The 19606-nt window shown below is 47.8% G+C and carries 22 protein-coding genes, 1 tRNA gene, 1 pseudogene and 1 riboswitch; of the genes and pseudogenes, 3 read left to right on the top strand and 21 right to left on the bottom strand.

The features are described from left to right. Window positions 1-10: 10 nt before the first annotated feature. From ACFO8Q_RS16270 to mtrB, 5 genes are all read right to left on the bottom strand, one after another. Window positions 11-604 (bottom strand): UbiX family flavin prenyltransferase, encoded by a 594-nt coding sequence (locus tag ACFO8Q_RS16270; RefSeq protein WP_380026868.1) that lies wholly within the window; start codon window positions 602-604, stop codon window positions 11-13. Window positions 605-637: 33 nt separating this feature from the next. Next, window positions 638-2095 carry a menaquinone biosynthesis decarboxylase gene (locus ACFO8Q_RS16265; protein ID WP_380026867.1) on the bottom strand — a complete coding sequence of 486 codons (1458 nt, stop codon included), beginning with the start codon at window positions 2093-2095 and terminating at the stop codon, window positions 638-640. 12 nt (window positions 2096-2107) lie between these two features. Further along, a complete protein-coding gene (locus tag ACFO8Q_RS16260; protein ID WP_380026866.1) occupies window positions 2108-2824 on the bottom strand; it encodes a demethylmenaquinone methyltransferase in 717 nt (238 codons plus the stop codon). Window positions 2825-2829: 5 nt separating this feature from the next. Beyond that, window positions 2830-3717, bottom strand: a complete 888-nt coding sequence (locus ACFO8Q_RS16255) for a heptaprenyl diphosphate synthase component 1 (RefSeq protein WP_380026865.1) — start codon at window positions 3715-3717, stop codon at window positions 2830-2832. Between the two features lie 110 nt (window positions 3718-3827). Beyond that, entirely contained in the window at window positions 3828-4055 is a 228-nt protein-coding gene (mtrB, locus tag ACFO8Q_RS16250; protein WP_380026864.1) for a trp RNA-binding attenuation protein MtrB, read from the bottom strand. Between the two features lie 114 nt (window positions 4056-4169). Here mtrB and ACFO8Q_RS16245 point away from each other — a divergent pair, with 114 nt between their 5' ends. The 3 genes from ACFO8Q_RS16245 to ACFO8Q_RS16235 are packed head-to-tail and all read left to right on the top strand — an operon-like array spanning window position 4170 to window position 4839. After that, window positions 4170-4355 carry a DUF1540 domain-containing protein gene (locus ACFO8Q_RS16245; RefSeq protein WP_380026863.1) on the top strand — a complete coding sequence of 62 codons (186 nt, stop codon included), beginning with the start codon at window positions 4170-4172 and terminating at the stop codon, window positions 4353-4355. Between the two features lie 51 nt (window positions 4356-4406). Beyond that, window positions 4407-4592 carry a hypothetical protein gene (locus ACFO8Q_RS16240; protein WP_380026862.1) on the top strand — a complete coding sequence of 62 codons (186 nt, stop codon included), beginning with the start codon at window positions 4407-4409 and terminating at the stop codon, window positions 4590-4592. 34 nt (window positions 4593-4626) lie between these two features. Next, window positions 4627-4839 carry a hypothetical protein gene (locus ACFO8Q_RS16235; protein ID WP_380026861.1) on the top strand — a complete coding sequence of 71 codons (213 nt, stop codon included), beginning with the start codon at window positions 4627-4629 and terminating at the stop codon, window positions 4837-4839. An 838-nt stretch (window positions 4840-5677) separates the two neighbouring features. On the opposite strand, the gene ACFO8Q_RS16230 is transcribed toward ACFO8Q_RS16235, so the two are convergent. The 16 genes and pseudogenes from ACFO8Q_RS16230 to gcvH form a co-directional block, all read right to left on the bottom strand. Beyond that, window positions 5678-5887: a hypothetical protein gene (locus tag ACFO8Q_RS16230; RefSeq protein WP_380026860.1), complete on the bottom strand. Its 210-nt coding sequence runs from the start codon at window positions 5885-5887 to the stop codon at window positions 5678-5680. A gap of 209 nt (window positions 5888-6096) precedes the next feature. Beyond that, window positions 6097-6173: transfer RNA gene (locus tag ACFO8Q_RS16225), tRNA-Pro, on the bottom strand. A gap of 92 nt (window positions 6174-6265) precedes the next feature. Next, window positions 6266-7585: a hypothetical protein gene (locus tag ACFO8Q_RS16220; RefSeq protein WP_380026859.1), complete on the bottom strand. Its 1320-nt coding sequence runs from the start codon at window positions 7583-7585 to the stop codon at window positions 6266-6268. 57 nt (window positions 7586-7642) lie between these two features. Next, entirely contained in the window at window positions 7643-9253 is a 1611-nt protein-coding gene (locus ACFO8Q_RS16215) for an acyl-CoA synthetase (protein WP_380026858.1), read from the bottom strand. Between the two features lie 97 nt (window positions 9254-9350). After that, window positions 9351-10220 carry an ectoine hydroxylase gene (gene thpD, locus ACFO8Q_RS16210; RefSeq protein WP_380027040.1) on the bottom strand — a complete coding sequence of 290 codons (870 nt, stop codon included), beginning with the start codon at window positions 10218-10220 and terminating at the stop codon, window positions 9351-9353. Between the two features lie 6 nt (window positions 10221-10226). Further along, window positions 10227-10613, bottom strand: a pseudogene (locus ACFO8Q_RS16205) (ectoine synthase); the annotation flags it as partial. Between the two features lie 19 nt (window positions 10614-10632). Then, on the bottom strand, window positions 10633-11916 hold the full coding sequence (gene ectB / locus ACFO8Q_RS16200) for a diaminobutyrate--2-oxoglutarate transaminase (RefSeq protein WP_380026857.1): 1284 nt from the start codon (window positions 11914-11916) through the stop codon (window positions 10633-10635). A gap of 20 nt (window positions 11917-11936) precedes the next feature. Then, window positions 11937-12446, bottom strand: a complete 510-nt coding sequence (ectA, locus tag ACFO8Q_RS16195) for a diaminobutyrate acetyltransferase (RefSeq protein ID WP_380026856.1) — start codon at window positions 12444-12446, stop codon at window positions 11937-11939. Window positions 12447-12462: 16 nt separating this feature from the next. Next, window positions 12463-13287 (bottom strand): ectoine/hydroxyectoine ABC transporter ATP-binding protein EhuA, encoded by an 825-nt coding sequence (ehuA, locus tag ACFO8Q_RS16190; RefSeq protein ID WP_380026855.1) that lies wholly within the window; start codon window positions 13285-13287, stop codon window positions 12463-12465. After that, window positions 13284-13958: an ectoine/hydroxyectoine ABC transporter permease subunit EhuD gene (ehuD, locus tag ACFO8Q_RS16185; protein WP_380026854.1), complete on the bottom strand. Its 675-nt coding sequence runs from the start codon at window positions 13956-13958 to the stop codon at window positions 13284-13286. Before ehuD ends, ehuA begins: the two co-directional genes overlap by 4 nt. Window positions 13959-13961: 3 nt before the next feature. Then, window positions 13962-14621: an ectoine/hydroxyectoine ABC transporter permease subunit EhuC gene (gene ehuC / locus ACFO8Q_RS16180; protein WP_380026853.1), complete on the bottom strand. Its 660-nt coding sequence runs from the start codon at window positions 14619-14621 to the stop codon at window positions 13962-13964. Window positions 14622-14645: 24 nt separating this feature from the next. Beyond that, entirely contained in the window at window positions 14646-15524 is an 879-nt protein-coding gene (gene ehuB, locus ACFO8Q_RS16175; RefSeq protein WP_380027038.1) for an ectoine/hydroxyectoine ABC transporter substrate-binding protein EhuB, read from the bottom strand. Between the two features lie 191 nt (window positions 15525-15715). Continuing rightward, a riboswitch (cyclic di-AMP (ydaO/yuaA leader) is annotated at window positions 15716-15870 on the bottom strand. A 283-nt stretch (window positions 15871-16153) separates the two neighbouring features. Continuing rightward, the gene (locus tag ACFO8Q_RS16170; RefSeq protein WP_380026852.1) at window positions 16154-16426 is read right to left on the bottom strand and encodes an HU family DNA-binding protein; all 273 of its coding nucleotides are present in this window, start codon (window positions 16424-16426) and stop codon (window positions 16154-16156) included. Between the two features lie 176 nt (window positions 16427-16602). Beyond that, on the bottom strand, window positions 16603-18081 hold the full coding sequence (gene spoIVA / locus ACFO8Q_RS16165) for a stage IV sporulation protein A (protein ID WP_380026851.1): 1479 nt from the start codon (window positions 18079-18081) through the stop codon (window positions 16603-16605). 243 nt (window positions 18082-18324) lie between these two features. Then, window positions 18325-19152 carry a lipoate--protein ligase family protein gene (locus tag ACFO8Q_RS16160; RefSeq protein WP_380026850.1) on the bottom strand — a complete coding sequence of 276 codons (828 nt, stop codon included), beginning with the start codon at window positions 19150-19152 and terminating at the stop codon, window positions 18325-18327. Window positions 19153-19166: 14 nt separating this feature from the next. Beyond that, a complete protein-coding gene (gcvH, locus tag ACFO8Q_RS16155) occupies window positions 19167-19550 on the bottom strand; it encodes a glycine cleavage system protein GcvH (protein WP_380026849.1) in 384 nt (127 codons plus the stop codon). Between the last annotated feature and the right edge of the window lie 56 nt (window positions 19551-19606).

Genomic DNA, 19606 nt, shown 5'->3' with positions numbered 1-19606 from the left:
ATTAAATTTGTTATTCACCCCAGCGACGGAATAATTGATGTTCTACCTGCAGAGCGTCCAACGCTTTTCCCACAACAAAATGAATCAGATCATCCATAGTTCGCGGCAAATGGTAGAATCCCGGCATCGCCGGAAGAATTCGTGCACCCGCTTCGGCTAAAGCTAGCATGTTCCGAAGATGAATCACGTTTAGTGGGGTTTCCCGAGGAACAATAATTAACGGGCGTCCCTCTTTCAGAGTGGTATCCGCAGCCCGTTCCAACAGGTTATCCGAGGCACCGTGAGCGATCGCGGATAAAGTCCCCATCGAGCATGGAATGATTATCATCCCGTCCGTACGGTGAGAACCGCTGGCGACCGGTGCGCGATAATCATGCATATCATGGACTTTTAACCGATCGGAGGCAACTTCAAACCGGCTTGGGATGGAGGCTCTGTCACCTGTTTCAATTTCCCACCCGAGTTCTTCCTGAAATACCTGCCAGGAAGCATTCGTCAGCAGAAGATGAACCAGGTGTCCCCCCTTGATCAGTTCTTGCACAAGCCGTATTCCATAGATGCCTCCGCTTGCGCCCGTTATCCCCACTACAAACTCTTTGGCCATACCGTTCGGATTCCCCTTACGTTGAGATCTGTATTAAAGTTTGATGCCATATTTGCTCCATTTGCGATCCACAAGATCTTTTGTTTCTTGGTTCATCCAAATCTCATCCGGCCACACGCGTGTGTACCCTTCTTCCTTCCACTTCCTGGTGCCATCAATTCCAATTTTGGACCCCAGATTCGGCAAGGGAGAGGCGTGGTCGAGCGAATCAACAGGCCCTTCAACAATCATGATGTCCCGTTTTGCGTCGACATTACCAAAGACACGCCAGGCTACATAGGAATGATTCTGTACATCTACGTCATCATCAACCACGATGATGCACTTGGTCCAGGTCATTTGCCCCATTCCCCAGAGAGCGCTCATCACCTTCTTCGCATGACCCGGGAAACGCTTTTTAATCGAGACAATCGCACAATTGTGGAAGACACCCTCCCACGGCAAACTCATATCAACAACCTCGGGAACCACCATTTTTAACAGAGGGAGAAAGACGCGTTCGGTCAATTTTCCCAAATAGCAGTCTTCCATCGGAGGTTTCCCGACGATTGTGGTTGCATAAATTGGATTCTTGCGGTGTGTAATCGCTGTAATATGAAACACAGGATATGGTTCGACGGGTGTGTAATAACCGTTGTGATCCCCAAATGGTCCCTCATCGCGCAATTCTCCCGGCAATACATACCCTTCCAGGACAATCTCGGCGTTTGCCGGAACCTCCACATCAACAGTCTTACACTTCACCATCTCAACCGCATCTTTGCGCAAAAATCCGGCCAAAATCATCTCATCAATTTCCGGTGGAACCGGAGCGATTGCAGAATAAATAACCGCCGGATCGGAACCGATCGCCACGGCTACTTCCAGCTTTTCAAGATTCATTTCCCGCGAGCGGCGGTGATGCTCGGCACCGACTTTGTGCAACTGCCAATGCATACCGGTGGTTCGTTTATCATATACCTGCATCCGGTACATCCCGCAATTTCTTTTTCCCGTAATCGGATCCTTTGTAAACACCAGCGGAAGAGTGATAAATCGTCCCCCGTCTTCAGGCCAGCAGGTCAGGATCGGGAATTTATCCAGATCCACTTCATCACCAGTCAAGACCACTTCCTGACACGGCGCTTTTGTTACCGTTTTCGGCAGAAAGGAGCCCAATTCAGCGAGCTTCGGAAGCTGCTTTAATTTGCCTAAAAGCGAGCTGGAGCCTGTCGGCATTTCCATGAAACGCATGATTTCTTTGCCGATGTCATCAAAATCATTCACTTCAAAAGCCAGATTGGTTCTTTCATAGGAACCGAATGCATTAATCAAAACCGGAACGGTGGAGCCCTTTACATTTTCAAATAGCAGAGCGGGCCCTTCCGCCTTGGAAACCCGATCGGTGATTTCGGTTATCTCGAGATGCGGATCCACTTCCTCTTTCACTCGAACCAGCATGCCTTTTGTTTCAAGAACATCTATAAAATGACGCAAGTCTCTGTATCCCATATCTGCTGCTCCTTATTCAGCCTTATAACCAAGGTGCATAGCCGCTATGCCCCCGGTAAGAGGCTTTGACTCCACTTTCACAAGCCCGGTTTTTTTAAAAATTTCTTCCAACCCATTACGATCCGGAAATGTCTTAAGCGATTCGGGCAGCCAACTGTAGGAAACCTCATCTTTTGCGGCCAGCTTTCCGATTTGCGGGAGAATCTTTTCGAAATAAAAATAATACAGTGCCCGAAACGGCGGCCATTCCGGCTTGGACAGTTCGAGTGAAACAACCATTCCACCCGGCTTGACTACACGTGCCATTTCCCTTATCACATGTTCTACACTCGGAACGTTGCGAAGTGCAAACCCGATTGTTGCGTAATCAAACGTATTGTCTTCAAACGGAAGTTCCATTGCATTGCCGTGAATCATTTGCACACAATTGGCCAGACCCTCTTGAACGATTTTCTGATTGCCGACTTCAAGCATGGGCTCGCAAAAATCGAGCCCAACTACCCGGCCGTGTTCACCCACTGACCTGGCCAGGGAAATCGCCCAATCCCCCGTTCCTGTGCAAACGTCGAGTGCGGACTGCCCTGGCTGTACGTTCATTCGTTTCATTGTAGTCGAACGCCAAGCCCTATGCCGCCGAAAACTGAGAACAGTGTTCATCAAGTCGTACCGCTTGGCAATTCGCGAGAAGATATAATGGACTTTTTCTTCTTTCGTTTCAAAGTGAGCCATGGATCTCACCTTTCTTCCACAATTCGTTGTGTCTCCATGTAAGATTCCTTCAGGAAGGCACAAATTCGGTTAAAACGTTCTGCAGCAATTGGAGAATCCGGAACGGAAAGCAGCGACTGAACGGTCACCAACCCGGTTTGCAATTGTTCAAACAGGTAAGATGATGTTCCATATTTCACATGAATGGTCATGATTTTAGAATCCTGCAGATAAGAATGTTTCGAAGCAAGAAGGCGGATTTCTTCTTCCGTTGCCTGTTCTTTAATAAATAAATAGGATAAATTTGCATACCAATGACCGGACAAAAACTGATTGTATTCAATCCCGAAAATGTGGGCTTTCACAAGCAGGCGGACAAGATCAAAAGTGACGGATTCAGCGCGAAGATATCTGGAACAAAGAGCGTAGAGCAGCTCCCCATGAATACGTTCCGTTAAAAGGAGATATTTATCGGTATTTGATTGATCAAGCCGCAAAAGAGCGGCACGCTCCGCTTTGGCTTCATTGATTTTGGCAACCGCTTCGGCGAACAGGCCGATAAGTTCAATCTGACCCTGGGATGCAAGTAAGTAGTAATATTTGCTGGAGTAATAATCGCCCGCCAAAACCTTTAGCTGACGAAAATTCCCCTCAATTTGATTTTCATCGATGTTTTCGTGAACCGATAGTCCGTGGTATATCAACAACAGAACGGATGTTATCAGCTCTGTTTCTTTTTTTGAGCATCCGGCCGTTTCAAGAATGGCAATTGCCGTTTTCAGTTGGAATTGTTCAAGATTTGGCAAACCTATTCGATTGGTCAGATAGGTATGATTCATTTCGGACAGAACTTGTCCGCGCATACGAAGGGACACGTTTTCCCGGTCCGTTTGTTCGATTATCAGTGTCTCCAACTCCCTTCGCAACAGCACAACGCTATTTTTCAGTATACCATATCATGTACCGTTTCGGTCTCAAAAAATATTTAATAATAAAAAGCGGGAAGGACTCGCTTTCCCGCTGCTCAATCATCTTCCGAATATGTATCCACACGACCAAATTTTGTCCAAATAACTGCTCTCCCACGTACTTTTATGGCAGAAGTATGTTCCGTGAACTGGGCGATCATGATCTCGCCTTTATCAAGCTTTTCCGTATGATGAAAGCGGGTATCTGCACCGCGGGTAAGGCCGATTACGTGAACCCCGTTTTCCTTCGCTTTGACAAGAAAATATTCCTGTCCAACTTCCATTTAAAGCACCCTCCTTTCGTTAGTCCGAGCGTATTTGATTATACCATCGACAGGCAGGAACAGGCAAAATATTTAGGACGACCGAAGGAAAAAGTATTAGCAGGAGGTGATCAAATGCCAAACGGAGTCAAATGCGGCGTTGAAGAATGTATTTACAACGATCACAACCGAAATTGTACGGCTGATGCGATTCAAGTGATGTCAAACGGAAACGAGATTGTGGGAACAACGAAAGGAACCCGTTGTGCCACGTTCGAATTTGAACGGCACGAAAACGATTATGGCGAAATTGTGAGATAACCCGAAGCCGCGCAAATCCAATTGCGCGGCCGGATACATAAGGAGACGCGTATGGACCAACACAAAAATTTTGAAATAATGCCGGAAAGTCTGGAGCAATTGGCGCAAAAACAATTAGAAGAAATGGACGAAACACTGAGCCAACGGTTCGGAGATCAAGAACAGCCGGATACAGTCGGCCTGCCGCAGAACCGCAAGACTGCCGCCGACCTTTTTTCCGATTTTCCGACTGAATGATCTAAGGACAACACTCGAATTGGGAGGTGATTAAATGCCTGAAGAGAGACCAAAAGAACAATATCCAGCCGCAATGCTTAATTTTGGAATTCCGGCGGAAATGAGTCCTATTGAAGATATAACCAATGTAACGGATGCTCCACCTATGTTGGAAATCAGTCGCCCCTTGAACGTAGGTGAACCCTGGGAAATCAGTAAACCTATAGCAATGGATGAGATTGCGGAAGAAAGACAAGACCTGCTATAGAAATTCTCGTAGCGCCGGGGGCCTTCTTGGCCTCTTTTTTTCATGCCTTTCGAAACTGCCGCGTCACCAGCCAGTAAGACAGGCATCAGATGCTATTTGTCTATTTTGCTAGATTGGAAGAAAAATCAACCCGAGCGGAAAACTTCAATAGTTCAAATTTCGTAGAATGATAGTGAATTTAGAAAAGGTGGGATTTGAAATGGCAGTTAGCTTTACAGAGGCGGGACAATATCTTGGGCAGCCGGTCTGTGTACAATGTAATGAAGGCAAGTACTATGGAGTTGTACGAAAGGTCACACCGGATGGATTATGGTTCGAACCACTTTCAGATGGAATCCCCGGGAGAAGAAATAAAGGGAAAAGAAATTTCAAAACGGCAGACAAACCCAAATCCCTAAAGGGGAAAAACGCCTCCTTTTTCTTTGGATTTACCCCGTTTTTTATTCCTTTCCTCTCTGTGTTTGTAATCTTCCCGATCTTCTGGTGGTAATCGATTCGAGGCAAAAAAAAAAGGAGGGTCGCTTCAAAGAACGCCCTCAAAACGAAAGGGGGTTGTCATGAAAAAGACAACTTTTATACCTATACGCGTTAAAGCACTAAAATACCTTCCTGAAATATAAAAATTTTTGTGAACTTTATGTGGACGCCGCAATATTTCGATTTGCAACCGAGTATGAGGCGTCTTTCGTCCGTAACATGTAATTTTTTACATAGTATTCGGAAGTTCGTTGAATACTAACATCACCATCAATGATTGTGTTGATCCGAATCGGTTTCATGCTTTAACCGTTCCATCCGTTCCACGTTTTCAAAAATCCGGTGCAATTGAATTAAGGATTCAACGCTTTTCTTGTCTTTCAAGTCCCTCAATAGTACCGCCGCCCTTTCCTGCAAAGTCGTTATAACGACCATAACAAACAAGGTCGCAAAAATCGTCGTGAAGTGTCTTCGCGCCTTCTTGCACCGTATTCGGGTGCGTTTCGTCAAACAGACTCGCGACGGGTTTTAATTGGGGCCGGAGCAGAGTCAACACCAACAACCGCACCATACGCGAGAATCCCCGTAACAAAAGCAACTAACCCACCCACGATATACACAAACTTCATATTAAATTCCATCTTCATTTGAACGTGTAAACCCTCCCAAAGATTGTTACACTTTAAGTTTAGTGTAAAAGATTGGAAGGCTTCAAGAACGAAAAAACGCCCCTTATCCGATTTTTTTAAAATCGAATAACGAGCGTTTTCCGTTACGTTATGGTCGGGATAGCGGGATTCGAACCCACGACCTCTACCACCCCAAGGTAGCGCGCTACCAAGCTGCGCCATATCCCGAAGAACGAACTCTCAATGACGAAACTGATTATACATGATTCTTCGGGCAGAACGCAAGGTGTTTCCATGTCCACAGCTGACAAATAGGTAAATTAGCTGGCAAGATTAAAGAGAATCTCCAGGAATCGCGAAATCACTTCCACGATAAGAGTGATTCCCCGAAGCAGTACGTCTTGCCATCCGGATAACTCAAACAGGTTAGGTGCAGCTTCATTCACTTCGACCGCTTGCGAGTCTACCTGTTGGCTTGGCTGAACGGTTTGCTCGGTGATTGTGACTTTAGTAGGTTGATTCATATCGAGCATTAAAATCGGCGAGGATACTACAAAACCTGCTTCATTCTGGGCATATACACGAAAATGACGTATTCCGGCAGCATTAGGATCTCGATAGGTCAGAATCGAAGTGGGAGTTCTCACCACCATCGTACCGTATCGGGCCTCTAAAGGCTCTCCCGCTTTACGGGTTACGACCGGCTCGGGCAAAGAGTCGTTTTCACCGTATGCCACCAGAGTATAATACGTTTTGGACGAATTCTTCCCGCCGGTCCATTCAAACCGGATCTGGTACCCGGCCTGCCCCTCTTTTATGACTTCTCTTATCTTCAGGGACGGATCTTCCGGAAATAAAGGCTGTCCCGCAACACCCAAATGTTGTGCCAACCACTGATATAATTTCGGTACTTTGGAAGCCAAAGGCAGTTCCATATTTTCTTGAGGTGCCACATTATACATCGAAGCATCCCAACGTAAAGGTCCAATTTCTTGCTTTTTCTGCAGCAATTCGTAACGGGAAGGGAAGACATGAACTTTCTTCGCGGTTGGAGAGCCAAATAATTGAACATAATCTTCTGCCGCTATTTCGGCTAACTGCCAGCGATGCTCATCCGATTGATTGATACGGGGATCATTGGCCAGCCCGCGAATTTTGGCGTACGTAGTTTGCCTCCATCGCTGCTTGTCGGTTATCGAAAAACCGTCTTGTTTAATTGAGTAATAGTGCGTCACGTGATGACCGTATTCATGTGAAAGTGTTTTTGCGATCGACTCAATGGTGGTCCGTTCTCCGCCACCGTATAAATCAATACTACCGGGGAGCATCTTTTGCCGCCCCAGCAGGTCGACCGATGTCTTAAACTGGTATTCTCCCGCAACCGACTTTCCCTTCGGATAGCCGTCGTGGATCCGAACCTCAGCCAGCAGCTTGAACTCTTCCCCGTGAGTGTTTTTTAAGAGTTCGGCATAGACTTGCTTCAACCGTTCTTCCGAATTCCAGGCAGAAGATTGACTGCTAAACTGAATTCCTTCCGGAGATGTAAAAACGGCCGCACTCGCCTTATGTGACCAAACCAACGCAATGATGAGCGCAGCAACAGACACCATTCCATTTTTTAAAAAACGTCCGGAACTCATACACAGCACCTCCCTGGAAAAGCGAGAGGGATGTCCTCAGACACCCCTGATCTCCCGTTATGACAAGACTTCTTTTTCCTTCATTCGAAGTTCGATTCGACGGATTTTGCCGGATGTGGTTTTCGGCAGATCCTCAACGAACTCAATCTTCCTCGGATATTTGTAAGGAGCGGTCAAAGCTTTCGTGTGTTCCTGCAATTCCTTGACCAGTCCATCAGAAGGCTCAAATCCCTTTTTTAACACGATAAATGCTTTCACAACATGGCCCCGGTCGGGATCGGGACTTGCTACGGCCGCACATTCGGCCACTGCAGGGTGTTTCACCAGTGCATCCTCGACTTCGAACGGCCCGATGGTATAGCCTGCCGAGATAATTATATCATCCGAGCGACCTTCAAACCAAATATATCCGTCTTCATCCAAACGGCCCTGGTCGCCCGTTACGTACCAGTCGCCCCGGAATGCCTTTGCGGTACGCTCCTCGTCATTCAAATACCCTTTAAACAAAGCTACCATATTGCGGTCGATCGCAATATCTCCCACTTGCCCTACCGGCAATTCCCGGCCTTCTTCATCGATGATCGCGACCTTGACCACCGGAGAGGGGCGTCCCATGGAACCCGGCTTCGGTTCCATACCGACAAAAGTTCCGACGAGGAGTGTGTTTTCCGTTTGGCCGTATCCGTCCCGAACCGTAATGCCAAACACCCTTCTGAATGTGTCGATGACTTCGCGGTTGAGAGGTTCACCGGCAGAGCAGGCGGAACGAAGCGCCCTTAATTTATAATTCTCTATATCAGATACTTTCGCCATCAGTCTGTATTCTGTGGGGGTGGCACAGAGAACGGATATTGGATATTGCTCCAATAGTTTCAAGTACGCCTCGGGCGAGAATTTTCCCTGATACACAAAAGCGGTTGCCCCTTTTCCCAATGCGGAAACAAACGGACTCCATACCCATTTCGCCCATCCCGGACCAGCCGTCGCCCAAACCAGATCGTTCTCACGGGCATCCAGCCAGTAGGTGGCAGCGACTGCAAGATGAGCATATGGCCAGCCATGGACATGCATAACTCCCTTAGGTCCGCCGGTGGTTCCGGACGTATAGGAAAGAAACGCCAATTCATCGGATTTTGTCGCAACAGCATCTAAATTCTCTGGTGCATTGGATACTAATTCTTCAAACGAAATCCATCCCGGTTGGGTTTCCCCAAGTTTTATATAGTGCTGAATTGTGGGACAGTTCGAGCGTACCTCATCCACTTCTTTGATGCTTCCCGCAAATGAAATCAACGCTTTCGCTCCCGCATGGTTCGCCCTGTACTCAATGTCTTTTCCACGGAGCAATTCCGAACATGGCATGATCACGGCGCCTATTTTATTTAACCCGAGATAAATGCCATACGCTTCAATTCCTCTGGGAACCAGAACGATTACCCTATCACCCCGGGAAATTCCCAAAGAACGCAATCCGTTCCCGATGCGATTTGTCAAGTTCACCAACTCATGATAAGTGACCGATTGTGCTTCACCCGTTTCACTCACCGCAAGAAGTGCGGGTTTATGCGGATTGTTTTCCGCATACGAACTGACTTGACCCGCAAAATTAAAATACTCGGGAACTTCCAACGAAAACCCAGTTTTGTTTGTGTCCTCTCCGCCTGCCATGCAGCGTCCCCCCAATCGATGATTTGGTCTTTCCAACGCTACATATTCTCCGTCATTTTTGAATTTTCCTCCCGACCGGTTGGTCAACTCGGAAACCCTATCCGAAGTTTCGGGTTGCGATATGCTCGGGCCGCGGCTTTTGTCCTGAGAATGGCTGTACCAATCGGTTCTCCACACTGTTGTAAACAAAAAACACGTTGCTACGCGGCAAAGGTGTAATATTCCCATTTGATCCATGCATGAGATTGCAATCGAACAGCGTAACGGATCCGGCAGGGCCTGTCGATGTGGAAATTCCATGTTTTTCAACCAGCCACGTCAAGCTGTCATGATCCGGAACTCCATATTGCTGTCTGCGCAAGGATTGTTCATAATGGTCTTCCGGTGTCTCTCCTACACAAGATATGAAATACTGATGGGAACCCGGAATCACCATTAAAGGCCCGTTAAAGTGATAATTATCCTCCAGGGAAATGGAACAGCTCAACGCTCTCATAGCCGGCATTCCATCCTCAACATGCCAGGTCTCAAAGTCCGAGTGCCAATAGAACTCTTTTCCCGAAAAACCCTGCTTGTAATTAATGCGGGACTGGTGAATGTACACTTCGCTGCCCAAAATCTGCTGGACAATATCCAACAACCGCTGATTTCTGGACAGCTGCCGAAACAATTCATAATCCCGGTGAACCGCGAATACGGATCGGATTTCCCGGCTTTCCGGCTCCCGAATGATCTCTTTTGCATCCGAGTGCTTGTTTGTTTCCCAGATTCTCCTGAGTTCATCACGCAATACCTGGACCTCTTCCCCGGAAAAGAAGCGTTCAAAGAACAGGTAGCCATTTTTTTCATAAAAAGACAGTTGTTCTTCGTCAAGTGGACCTCTCATGGAGTTATTCCTATGAACCACCGGATCTTTGCGCTCCATAATGCTTGGTTTATCACTGACCCGCGAAGGGTAGAGGTCCACCTCCGGTTCGTCTTCGATCAGCGGATAGACACCCTCTTCATCATGTACCTCCCGTCCGGTTAACGGCGGATTAAAGACACAAACCATACGCATGTCAGTCGTTGCTCGTAAGTAATGCTTCTCATGTCCGTCAAGAGCATACAGGGTGCCCGGTCCAATCGGGTACGTCTTTCCCTCTTGAATGACCTCGATTTCACCTTCCCCTTCAATGCAGTACACTGCTTCGACGTGGTTCTTGTACCAGATCATCGTCTCGGTACCTGCCTTGATGATCGTATCGTGCATGGAGAACCCCATTCCGTCTTTTTTGAGAAGCAGCCGACGGCTGTTCCAGGTTTCGGTATCTATGTCGTTTTCAGTGCCTACTCTCTCTCTCAAATCTCTCACAATCATAAGTAATTTCCGTCTCCTTTCAATGACCTTTTTTACACCACTTGATACTGTCCTCCAGGATCTGCAGTCCTTTGTTGAGCCCTGCTTCATCGATTGTCAGCGGCGGCAGCAGTTTTACCACTTCACTGTTTGCACCGGACGTTTCCATGATCAGCCCCCGTTCAAATGCGGCTGCACAGATTTTCTCGGCAAGCCCGTCTTTTCCTACTGCAATGCCCTGGATGAGGCCTCTTCCCCGCACTTCCCCTTCCATCTCAGGGTGTTGACGAACGAGCTTCTCCAAGAACACCCTGACCCTCTCTCCCTTTGCCTTGATCTCTTCGCTAAACGACTCGTTCTCCCAGTAACTTAGCGCTTGAGCGGCAGCCACAAAGCCTAAATTATTTCCGCGGAACGTCCCGTTATGCTCGCCTGGTTCCCAAACATCGAATTCCGGCTTGATCAGGGTCAAAGCCATTGGCAGACCATACCCCCCAATCGATTTCGACAAACAGACAATATCCGGTTGAATCCCCGCCGGCTCAAAGCTGAAAAATGGGCCGGTCCGCCCGCACCCCATCTGGACATCGTCGACGATCAGCAGGATATTCCAGCGGCGGCAAATTTCCTCTATTCGTTGGAGCCACTGAAAACTTGCAGCATTGATGCCGCCTTCGGCCTGGACGGTCTCAAGGATAATGGCGGCAGGGAGAGATACGCCGCTGCCATTATCTTCGAGAAACCGCTCGATATAGTTCACCGTGTCTGCCTCATCGCCCAGATAGTTGTCAAATGGCATGGAGATACTGTTATTCAGAGGTATTCCCGCACCTTTTCGTTTGAATTTATTTCCGGTAACCGCCAGAGATCCTAACGTCATGCCGTGAAACGCATTGGTAAAACTGATAACCGTGTCCCGGCCGGTTACTTTACGGGCCAGTTTCAGGGCACTTTCCACCGAGTTGGTACCTGTCGGCCCCGGAAACATGACCTTGTAGTGCAAGCCCCTCGGCTTAAGTATCACATGGTAAAATCGTTTCAGAAAATTCTCTTTCGCAGCAGTAGCCATATCGAGGCTGTGCGTAACCCCATCATTCATCAGGTATTCAATCAGCTTTTCTTTGATCTTTGGATTATTGTGCCCATAGTTTAACGCACCGGCACCGGCAAAAAAGTCAATATATTCCCTTCCCTCTGCATCCCAAAGTTTATAGTCCCTGGCGTGTGTAAAAACGGTTGGGAAACTCCGGCAATAACTGCGGACCTCAGATTCCAACTTTTCAAATACCCTCAACGGCGATCGCAATTGTTCTACTGCTTTCATGAAATCCTCCTTTTAAGTCTTTATTTTTTAAAGGGTCCAACCCGAAATGTCATCTCAGCCTGATGGTTTCGTCCCGGAAACAAATGGGCGGGGAAACACTCCACTACCTCACAATCGGTCGCAAATTCCCTTGACAGGCTGCGAAAGAGCGACTGGGACGGAAGATTCGACGGCGATACTGTCGCTTCAAGATATCGGATCCCTGCACAAGCGTCTCGCGAGATCAGTTCTTTTAAAAGCGCCATCCCTAATCCACTTCCCCGGTGGGATTCACTGACCCCAATCTGCCACACAAAAATAGTGTCATCACTCGTTGGAGGCCGGAAAGCAGACACGAATCCGACTATTTGATTCCGTTCCTCGGCAACGACACAAGTGCTGGAAAAAAACTTGCACAACATCAGATAGGCATACGGGGAATTTAGATCCAATACTCCAGTTTCTCTCACCAATTCCCAGATTTGCCCACCGTCTTCTTTCCTTGGTTCCCGCATCCGAACTCTGTGCACCGCGCCATTTTTTATAGTCATCACCCCCTTTCATAAGCTATCTTCCGGTTCGAAAACGGGTCAGGAACGATTTGAGACGAGGGCTATCCGGCGCTCCGAAGATCTCTTTCGGAGGGCCTTGTTCAACAATTCTCCCCCCATCGGTAAATACAACCCGATCCGCCACATCACGGGCAAAGTCCATTTCATGGGTGATGAGAAGCATTGCCGTATCCCCTGCGGCAGCAATTTCCTTGATCACCGCAAGCACCTCGCCCACAAGCTCAGGGTCCAGAGCGGATGTAGGCTCATCGAAAATCATGATCTTGGGTCGCATCACCAAAGCCCGGGCAATCGCCACACGCTGCTTTTGCCCCCCGGAAAGCTGTGACGGGTAGGCATTCAGTTTATCGGCTAATCCCACTTTCTCAAGCATTGTAATGGCCCGTTCGACAGCCTCATCGCGCGATAACCCCAACACATGGATTGGCGCCTCTGTGACATTGCGCAAAATGTTCATATGGGGAAACAGATTGAAATGTTGAAAGACCATTCCGATGCTGCCGCGAATCCTGTGAAGATGTTTCTCATCTGCCCACACAAGCTTTCCTTTTACTTTTTTGTGCCACAAGAGTTCACCATCCACCTCAACGATCCCGGAAGTCGGTTCCTCCAAAGTCATCAGAATACGGGCGAGCGTGGTCTTACCCGAGCCGCTCGGTCCAATCACAGCCACCTTTTCACCCGGAGCAATCTCCAGATCAATCTCTCGCAAAATTTCCTGATCGTCAAATGACTTGCTTACTTTTTGAAATCGGACAATCGGACGATTGACGCCATTTTGGTTCTGATCGGAGAATTCTGTTTCAAGCTGTACACTCACATTCCCACACCCTTTCTTTGAACTTGACGGTTCAACCGGATTTCCAATCTGCGAAACAGTAGGGATGACGGGTAACTTAACAACAAGAACAGCAATCCGACGATTGTGAATGCCTCCAGGTAACGGAACGATTGCGAACCAATGATTTTTGCGGTTTGCATCAGTTCCACCACGGTGATTGTGGAAAGTAAAGGAGTTTCTTTAAACATGACAATCAGATAATTCCCAAGCATGGGAGTGACGGGACGAATCGCCTGCGGAAGGACAATTCTCATCCAAGTTTGAATCTTCGAGAAATTGAGTGCCGTAGCCGCCTCCCACTGCCCGCGGGGAACATCGTTGATTCCCGCCCGGTAGACTTCGGACAAATACGTGCTGTAATGAACGCCCAAGCCCAACACACCAATTGTGAATGCAGATAACTCGATTCCGTAAAACGGGAGTGCAAAGTACAAAAAATACAATTGAATCAACAGGGGAGTGCTGCGTATAAACTCCACTATTCCAGCTGTAGCCAAGGAAAGTGCCTTAAATCTTGACCTCCGCCCAAAAGCGAACAGCAATCCCAAAATTGCAGCCATAACGAACCCCAGCAGTGTGGCGGAAATCGTGATTCCAATCACATCAAACAATTTCGGCAAAATCGACAGAGCAAAATCCCAATTCCACATGGTTTACACCCTCCCTGCGGTGACTTTCCGTTCAATCCAACGGACTGCCAGTGTCAGGGAATATGCCAGCACAAAGTAGATTCCAAGCATGCAAGCAAAGATCTCGGGCGTTCTTGAAATATCAAAGGTCCGAAGCATCATCCCTTTAAAAGTCAGGTCGGTAAGTGTAATCAATGAGACGAGGGACGTGCCTTTAAGCAGCTCTATCAACAGATTGCCGAAAGCAGGCAGCATTATCATAAACGCTTGCGGAAGAATAATACGTCTCATTCGTTGCACTGGTGTCATATTCAACGCAATTGCCCCCTCGGTCTGCCCCTTTGGCACTGCAAGGATGGAACTGCGAACCACTTCTGACCCGTAGGCTCCATAATTCAGGGCCAATGCCACTACGCCAGCCGCCATAGGCGACAACTCGATCCCGAGCATCGGTAATGCAAAGAATAGCCAAAACAACTGGACGAGCAGAGAAGTACCGCGAAAAACTTCAACATAAAAAGCCGTTATGATCCGGACTGGCGAATACTTTGAAAGCCGACCGAATCCCGCAACAAAAGCCAAAACGAGTGCGACGCCGGCTGATAGACCGGTAATCTGAATTGTTACGGCAGCTCCTTCCAGAAGAGGCGGCAGCAGATCTAAAGTTGAAATAATCGATGCCACTCCTTTCGTTCAAAACGTAAAACTTTATGGTTTGGAAAGCTGTTCTGCAGTTACATCCCCAGGAAGTTCCTGTTCAGTGAATCCGAATGGCTTAAGAATTTTAAGCAGTTCACCGGACTCCTTCAACTTGGCCAGCTCCCGGTTAAATGCCTCGCGGAAATCGGCATCTTCTTTTCGAAAAGCGGCAGCTCCATACCCTCGTACACTTTTGCCGTCTATCACCGGTTGTTTGAAATCCATAACCCTTTCAATATTGGAATCTTTAGCCGATTCCATTACGGCTTGCAAAGACGGCCCCGTCATTGTAATGGCGTCAACACGACCCGCTTGCAGAGCTGCAATCGCAGAAGCTTGATCCGACACAATCACGATACGATCTTCCGGAACACCCGATTTTTTCAGGTACTCCAATTCAATTGCTCCTCCCATCACCCCCACTTTTGCCTTCGAGTTGGAAGCAATGTCCTGATAACTGTGCAAACTGAGCGGGTTCCCCTGCTTAACAGCCAACGCTTCCCCGATGCTGTATTCCGGATTGGCAAAGTCGACCTCCTTTGCGCGTTCCGGTGTAATGTACATCCCTGCTGTGATAATATCGAAGCGTTTTGCTTTGAGCCCCGGAATCAGCGAACCAAATTCGGTCAGGACAGGTCTCATTTCATTGATTCCCAAATTTTTCAGTACAGCACGAGCCACTTCAACCGCTTCACCTGTCAGTTTCCCGTCTGGGGTCGCATATGCGTACGGCTTTTCGTTAGCAAACCCTACTGTTACATATCCCTCTTTCTTTGCACGTTCTAGCGCAGACTCCCCGGATGAATTTCCCCCGCCGGTTTTTACAGAGATGCCGCAGCCTGCGAGCAGCAGCCCCGCTGACAGAATCCCGGTAAGCAGTACTGTCATTCCTGTTCTTTTCAAGAGATTTCTACCCCTTTCAACTGATATTTTTGTGAAAAAAAAGACCAATACAAACTTTCTCCCGGAACCGAAGTTCCAAGGAAAAAGTCTGTATTGGTCCACCTAAAACACAATTTCCAGGCAGTCGAGGAATAAGTGAACGAATCCAGACATGACCTGCCGGTAGCAGATCCCTTGGATCTTCCCTGCTTAGCCGACGAGGTTAGCTGACGGGTAGGATGGCAGAGAAGTTCTTCCCACATCCCTCCTGGATTCGAGTCCAGGATTAACCCCCAAAAAAACCTTGGTTCCCCCGCTTCCTTTTTTCAAAGAAATTAGGCTTGGTATTTACTTAATCCATAAGCAAAACAAATGAAAAGTGATTCACGTTATTCGCTTTTTTTATAGTACCATAGTTATCACTATCACTCACCCTTGATAAATTCTGAATATATCGCCAGATCCCCACTCACATTGGATGAGGGAAAATTAACAGCCAGATCCCTATCTTTCCTCCCATATCGTTCCATATCCTAGGCTGTCCTACCCGAAGACAACGTTGACCAAAACAAAAAGACGCCCGAAGTATCGGACGTTTTTGTTGAACGACAATCTCCCTTGATTGATAGCAACTCTTACTTGATCGCTTCACGAAGTGATTTGCCCGGTTTAAAAGTAGGCACCTTCGTTGCTGCAATATCGATTTCTTCGCCGGTCTGAGGATTGCGGCCCTTACGAGCTGCACGCTCCCTGGTTTCAAAGTTTCCAAAACCGATCAGTTGTACCCTGTCACCCTTCACCAGTGCTTCCATAATGCTTTCAAATACGGCATCTACTGCCCGTGCCGCATCTTTCTTCGTAAGTTCGGATTTCTCTGCTACTGAGTTCACAAGATCTGCTTTATTCATGATCCTACACCCCCTCTCCTGGGTTCTCTATTTAAGCAGTATTACTTGTGTATCCAATTTTGATGCAAATATACATAAACAGGATGAAAAATATAGAAATTCCGTATTTCCCTCTCCATTAAAAAAAGAAAGGCTCAAGCCAGCCCTTCTTTTTTCGCACAGACAGTACTGTTTTCTTAAAGGATAATCGCAATCAATCCGCCGCTTCCTTCATTGATGATTCGCTCCAGCGTTTCCTTCAATTTGTACTGGGCGTTTTCGGGCATCATGGCCAATTTGGCAGAGATCCCCTCACGCACAATGGCCGACAAAGATTTTCCAAAGATATCCGAATCCCAAATCTTGAGAGGATCTTCTTCAAAATCCTGCATCAGATAACGAACCAATTCTTCGCTTTGCTTCTCAGTTCCTACGATCGGCGCAAATTCCGATTCCACATCCACACGAATCATATGAATGGAAGGAGCCGTTGCCCGTAAGCGAACACCAAAACGTGAACCCTGGCGGATCAGTTCCGGTTCATCCAACGCCATTTCTTCCAGTACCGGCGGTGCAATGCCGTATCCGGTCAATTTCACCATCCGAAGCGCATCTGCCACCTTGTCATACTCGCGTTTGGCAGTCGTAAAGTCTTTCATCAACTGGAGCAGGTGGTCTTTTCCGCGAATTTCAACACCCACTACCTCTGTCAACACCCGGTCGTACAGTTCGTCCGGAGCGGTCAAATCAATATCGGCAATCCCTTGCCCCATATCCATACGGGCCAAGGCAGCCCGTGAAATGAATTCATAGTCGCTGAATACGCCGACCACACGGTCGATGTCCCGCAGTCTCCGGATGTCCTGAACCGTATTGCGAACACAATCTTCAAAATTCGAACGCAGCCAGTGATCGTTATCCAGCACCATAACCCAGGAGGGCAGGTTCACATTCACTTCGTGCACCGGAAATTCGTATAGTGCTTCCCGCAGAACGACCATAATATCGTCCTGGTTCATGGTCGCAACCGACAAAGCCACAACGGGGATATCGTATTTCTCGACCAACTCTGAACGCAGGGCCTCTGTTTCCTGGTGATGCGGATGAGTGGAGTTGATCACCATCACAAAAGGCTTGCCGAGTTCTTTCAGCTCGGAAATCACCCGTTCTTCAGCTTCCAGATAAGATTCCCGGGGGATTTCGGCGATACTTCCGTCTGTTGTGATTACAAGTCCGATGGTTGAATGATCGGCAATCACTTTGCGAGTCCCTACTTCAGCAGCTTCCTGAAACGGGATGGGCTCGTCAAACCATGGAGTGGAAACCATGCGAGGACCGTTTTCATCCTCATAACCGCGAGCTCCTTCCACCGCATAACCAACGCAATCCACCACTCTTACGTTGATATCCAGGCCTTCTTTTACATTGATCTCCACTGCCTGATTCGGTATAAATTTAGGCTCTGTAGTCATAATGGTACGACCGGCTGCACTTTGCGGCAGCTCATCGGTCGCACGCACCCGATCCGCTTCATCCGAAATATTCGGAAGTACAATCAGTTCCATGAATTTTTTGATAAAAGTGGATTTACCGGTACGAACAGGGCCCACTACGCCGAGATAGATATCTCCACCTGTTCGCTCCGCAATGTCTTTAAAAATATCAAACTTCTCCACGCTTTTCCCTCCCTACTTAATGTCGGCGTAGAAGTTACCGCAACCCCCTCGATCATCCCTCCCCAGATGCTCTTGGATGTTTGTACATGTATATTGAACCGCCAAGAGTTTTATTCCGAGGTGGCTTTTTTTAAGGGGCTTTTCGAGTTTTCATCTCTATGGATATGCGGAACAAAGGAGTTTAGAACAAGCCCAAACAAAAAGCACTCGGAAAACCGCTTCCGAGTGCTATGTATATGCGGGCTATCTTTTTTCATTCCATTCCGGAGCACCATATTTGGTGCGGACAAGCTCCTCCAATAGATGCCGCTCTCTTTCCGTAAGCTCACCGGGGACCAGTTCAATTCCTAACCCCTTCTCAAATCCGGTCCGGAAAGCGGCTTCCGCCACTTCAAACGAGATTTCCCGTCCGGTTAACTGTTTGATCGAGACCGCTTTTTCTCTAAAACCTGCCTTTAGCCTCTCACGAAGCTTGTCGGATGAAAAATAAAGAACCGAAAATAAAAGATCTTCATCCAAATCCAATAAAATGGAGCCATGCTGCAAAATTGCGCCTCGCTGACGAGTTTGGGCACTCCCCGTCACTTTGCGTCCTTCCACCACCAATTCATACCAGGAAGGGGAGTCAAAACAAGCGGATGACCCAAGCGATGCGTATTTTTGTTTTTCCTCTTCCGTGGCTAAAGACACCATACTCGCTTGCAAGCCGAGATTTCGAAAGCCTTCCACCAGCCCCATTGACAATACCCGGTAGGATTCGTTTACCGACTTGGGCATATTCGGGTAGGCTTCGGAAACCACAATCGAATAGGTTACTTCGCGGTCATGGAGAACTGCCCGCCCGCCGGTAGGCCGTCGGACAAATCCGAGACCTTTGGCCCGCAGTACAGGGAAATCGATTTCGGCTTGCTTCTGAAAGTAGCCAATTGATACAGTGGCAGGATTCCATCCGTAAAATCGCACTGTAGGAGGCACAAGACCTTCACTGTGAGCGATCAATACAGCTTCATCCAAGGCCATATTCTCCGCGGGGGAAAACAAGCCGGTCGGTAATAAACGCCAAGCTTCCAAATCTGCAGCCTCTGTTACCCTTTAATGACTTCCGCGTACTGATCAGCACTTAACAGATTGTCAAGTTCTCCAGCATCCTTCAGCTCAACAACAATCATCCAACCGTCACCGTACGGAGACTCGTTGACTTTTTCCGGCGAATCTGCCAGAGATTCGTTTACTTCAACAATCTCCCCGCTGACTGGTGAATAGAGATCGGAAACCGTTTTTACGGATTCGACCGTGCCAAAGGTAGAGTTTTGAACAACCTCATCCCCAACTTCAGGCAGCTCAACAAACACAATATCTCCAAGTTCGGATTGTGCAAAATCGGTGATTCCTATGTATGCCTTGTTTCCTTCTACACGAACCCACTCATGCTCTTTCGAATACTTTAACTCTTGCGGTAAATTACTCATGATCCAGCCTCCTGATATCAAATTGTCACAAGCTAAATTGTAACAAATTTTGCCTC

Source organism: Effusibacillus consociatus (assembly GCF_042652925.1).
GTDB classification, from domain to species: Bacteria; Bacillota; Bacilli; order Tumebacillales; family Effusibacillaceae; genus Effusibacillus; species Effusibacillus consociatus.
The sequence above is the reverse complement of the archived record's forward strand: the minus strand, read 5'-3'. Positions and strand labels throughout refer to the sequence as shown.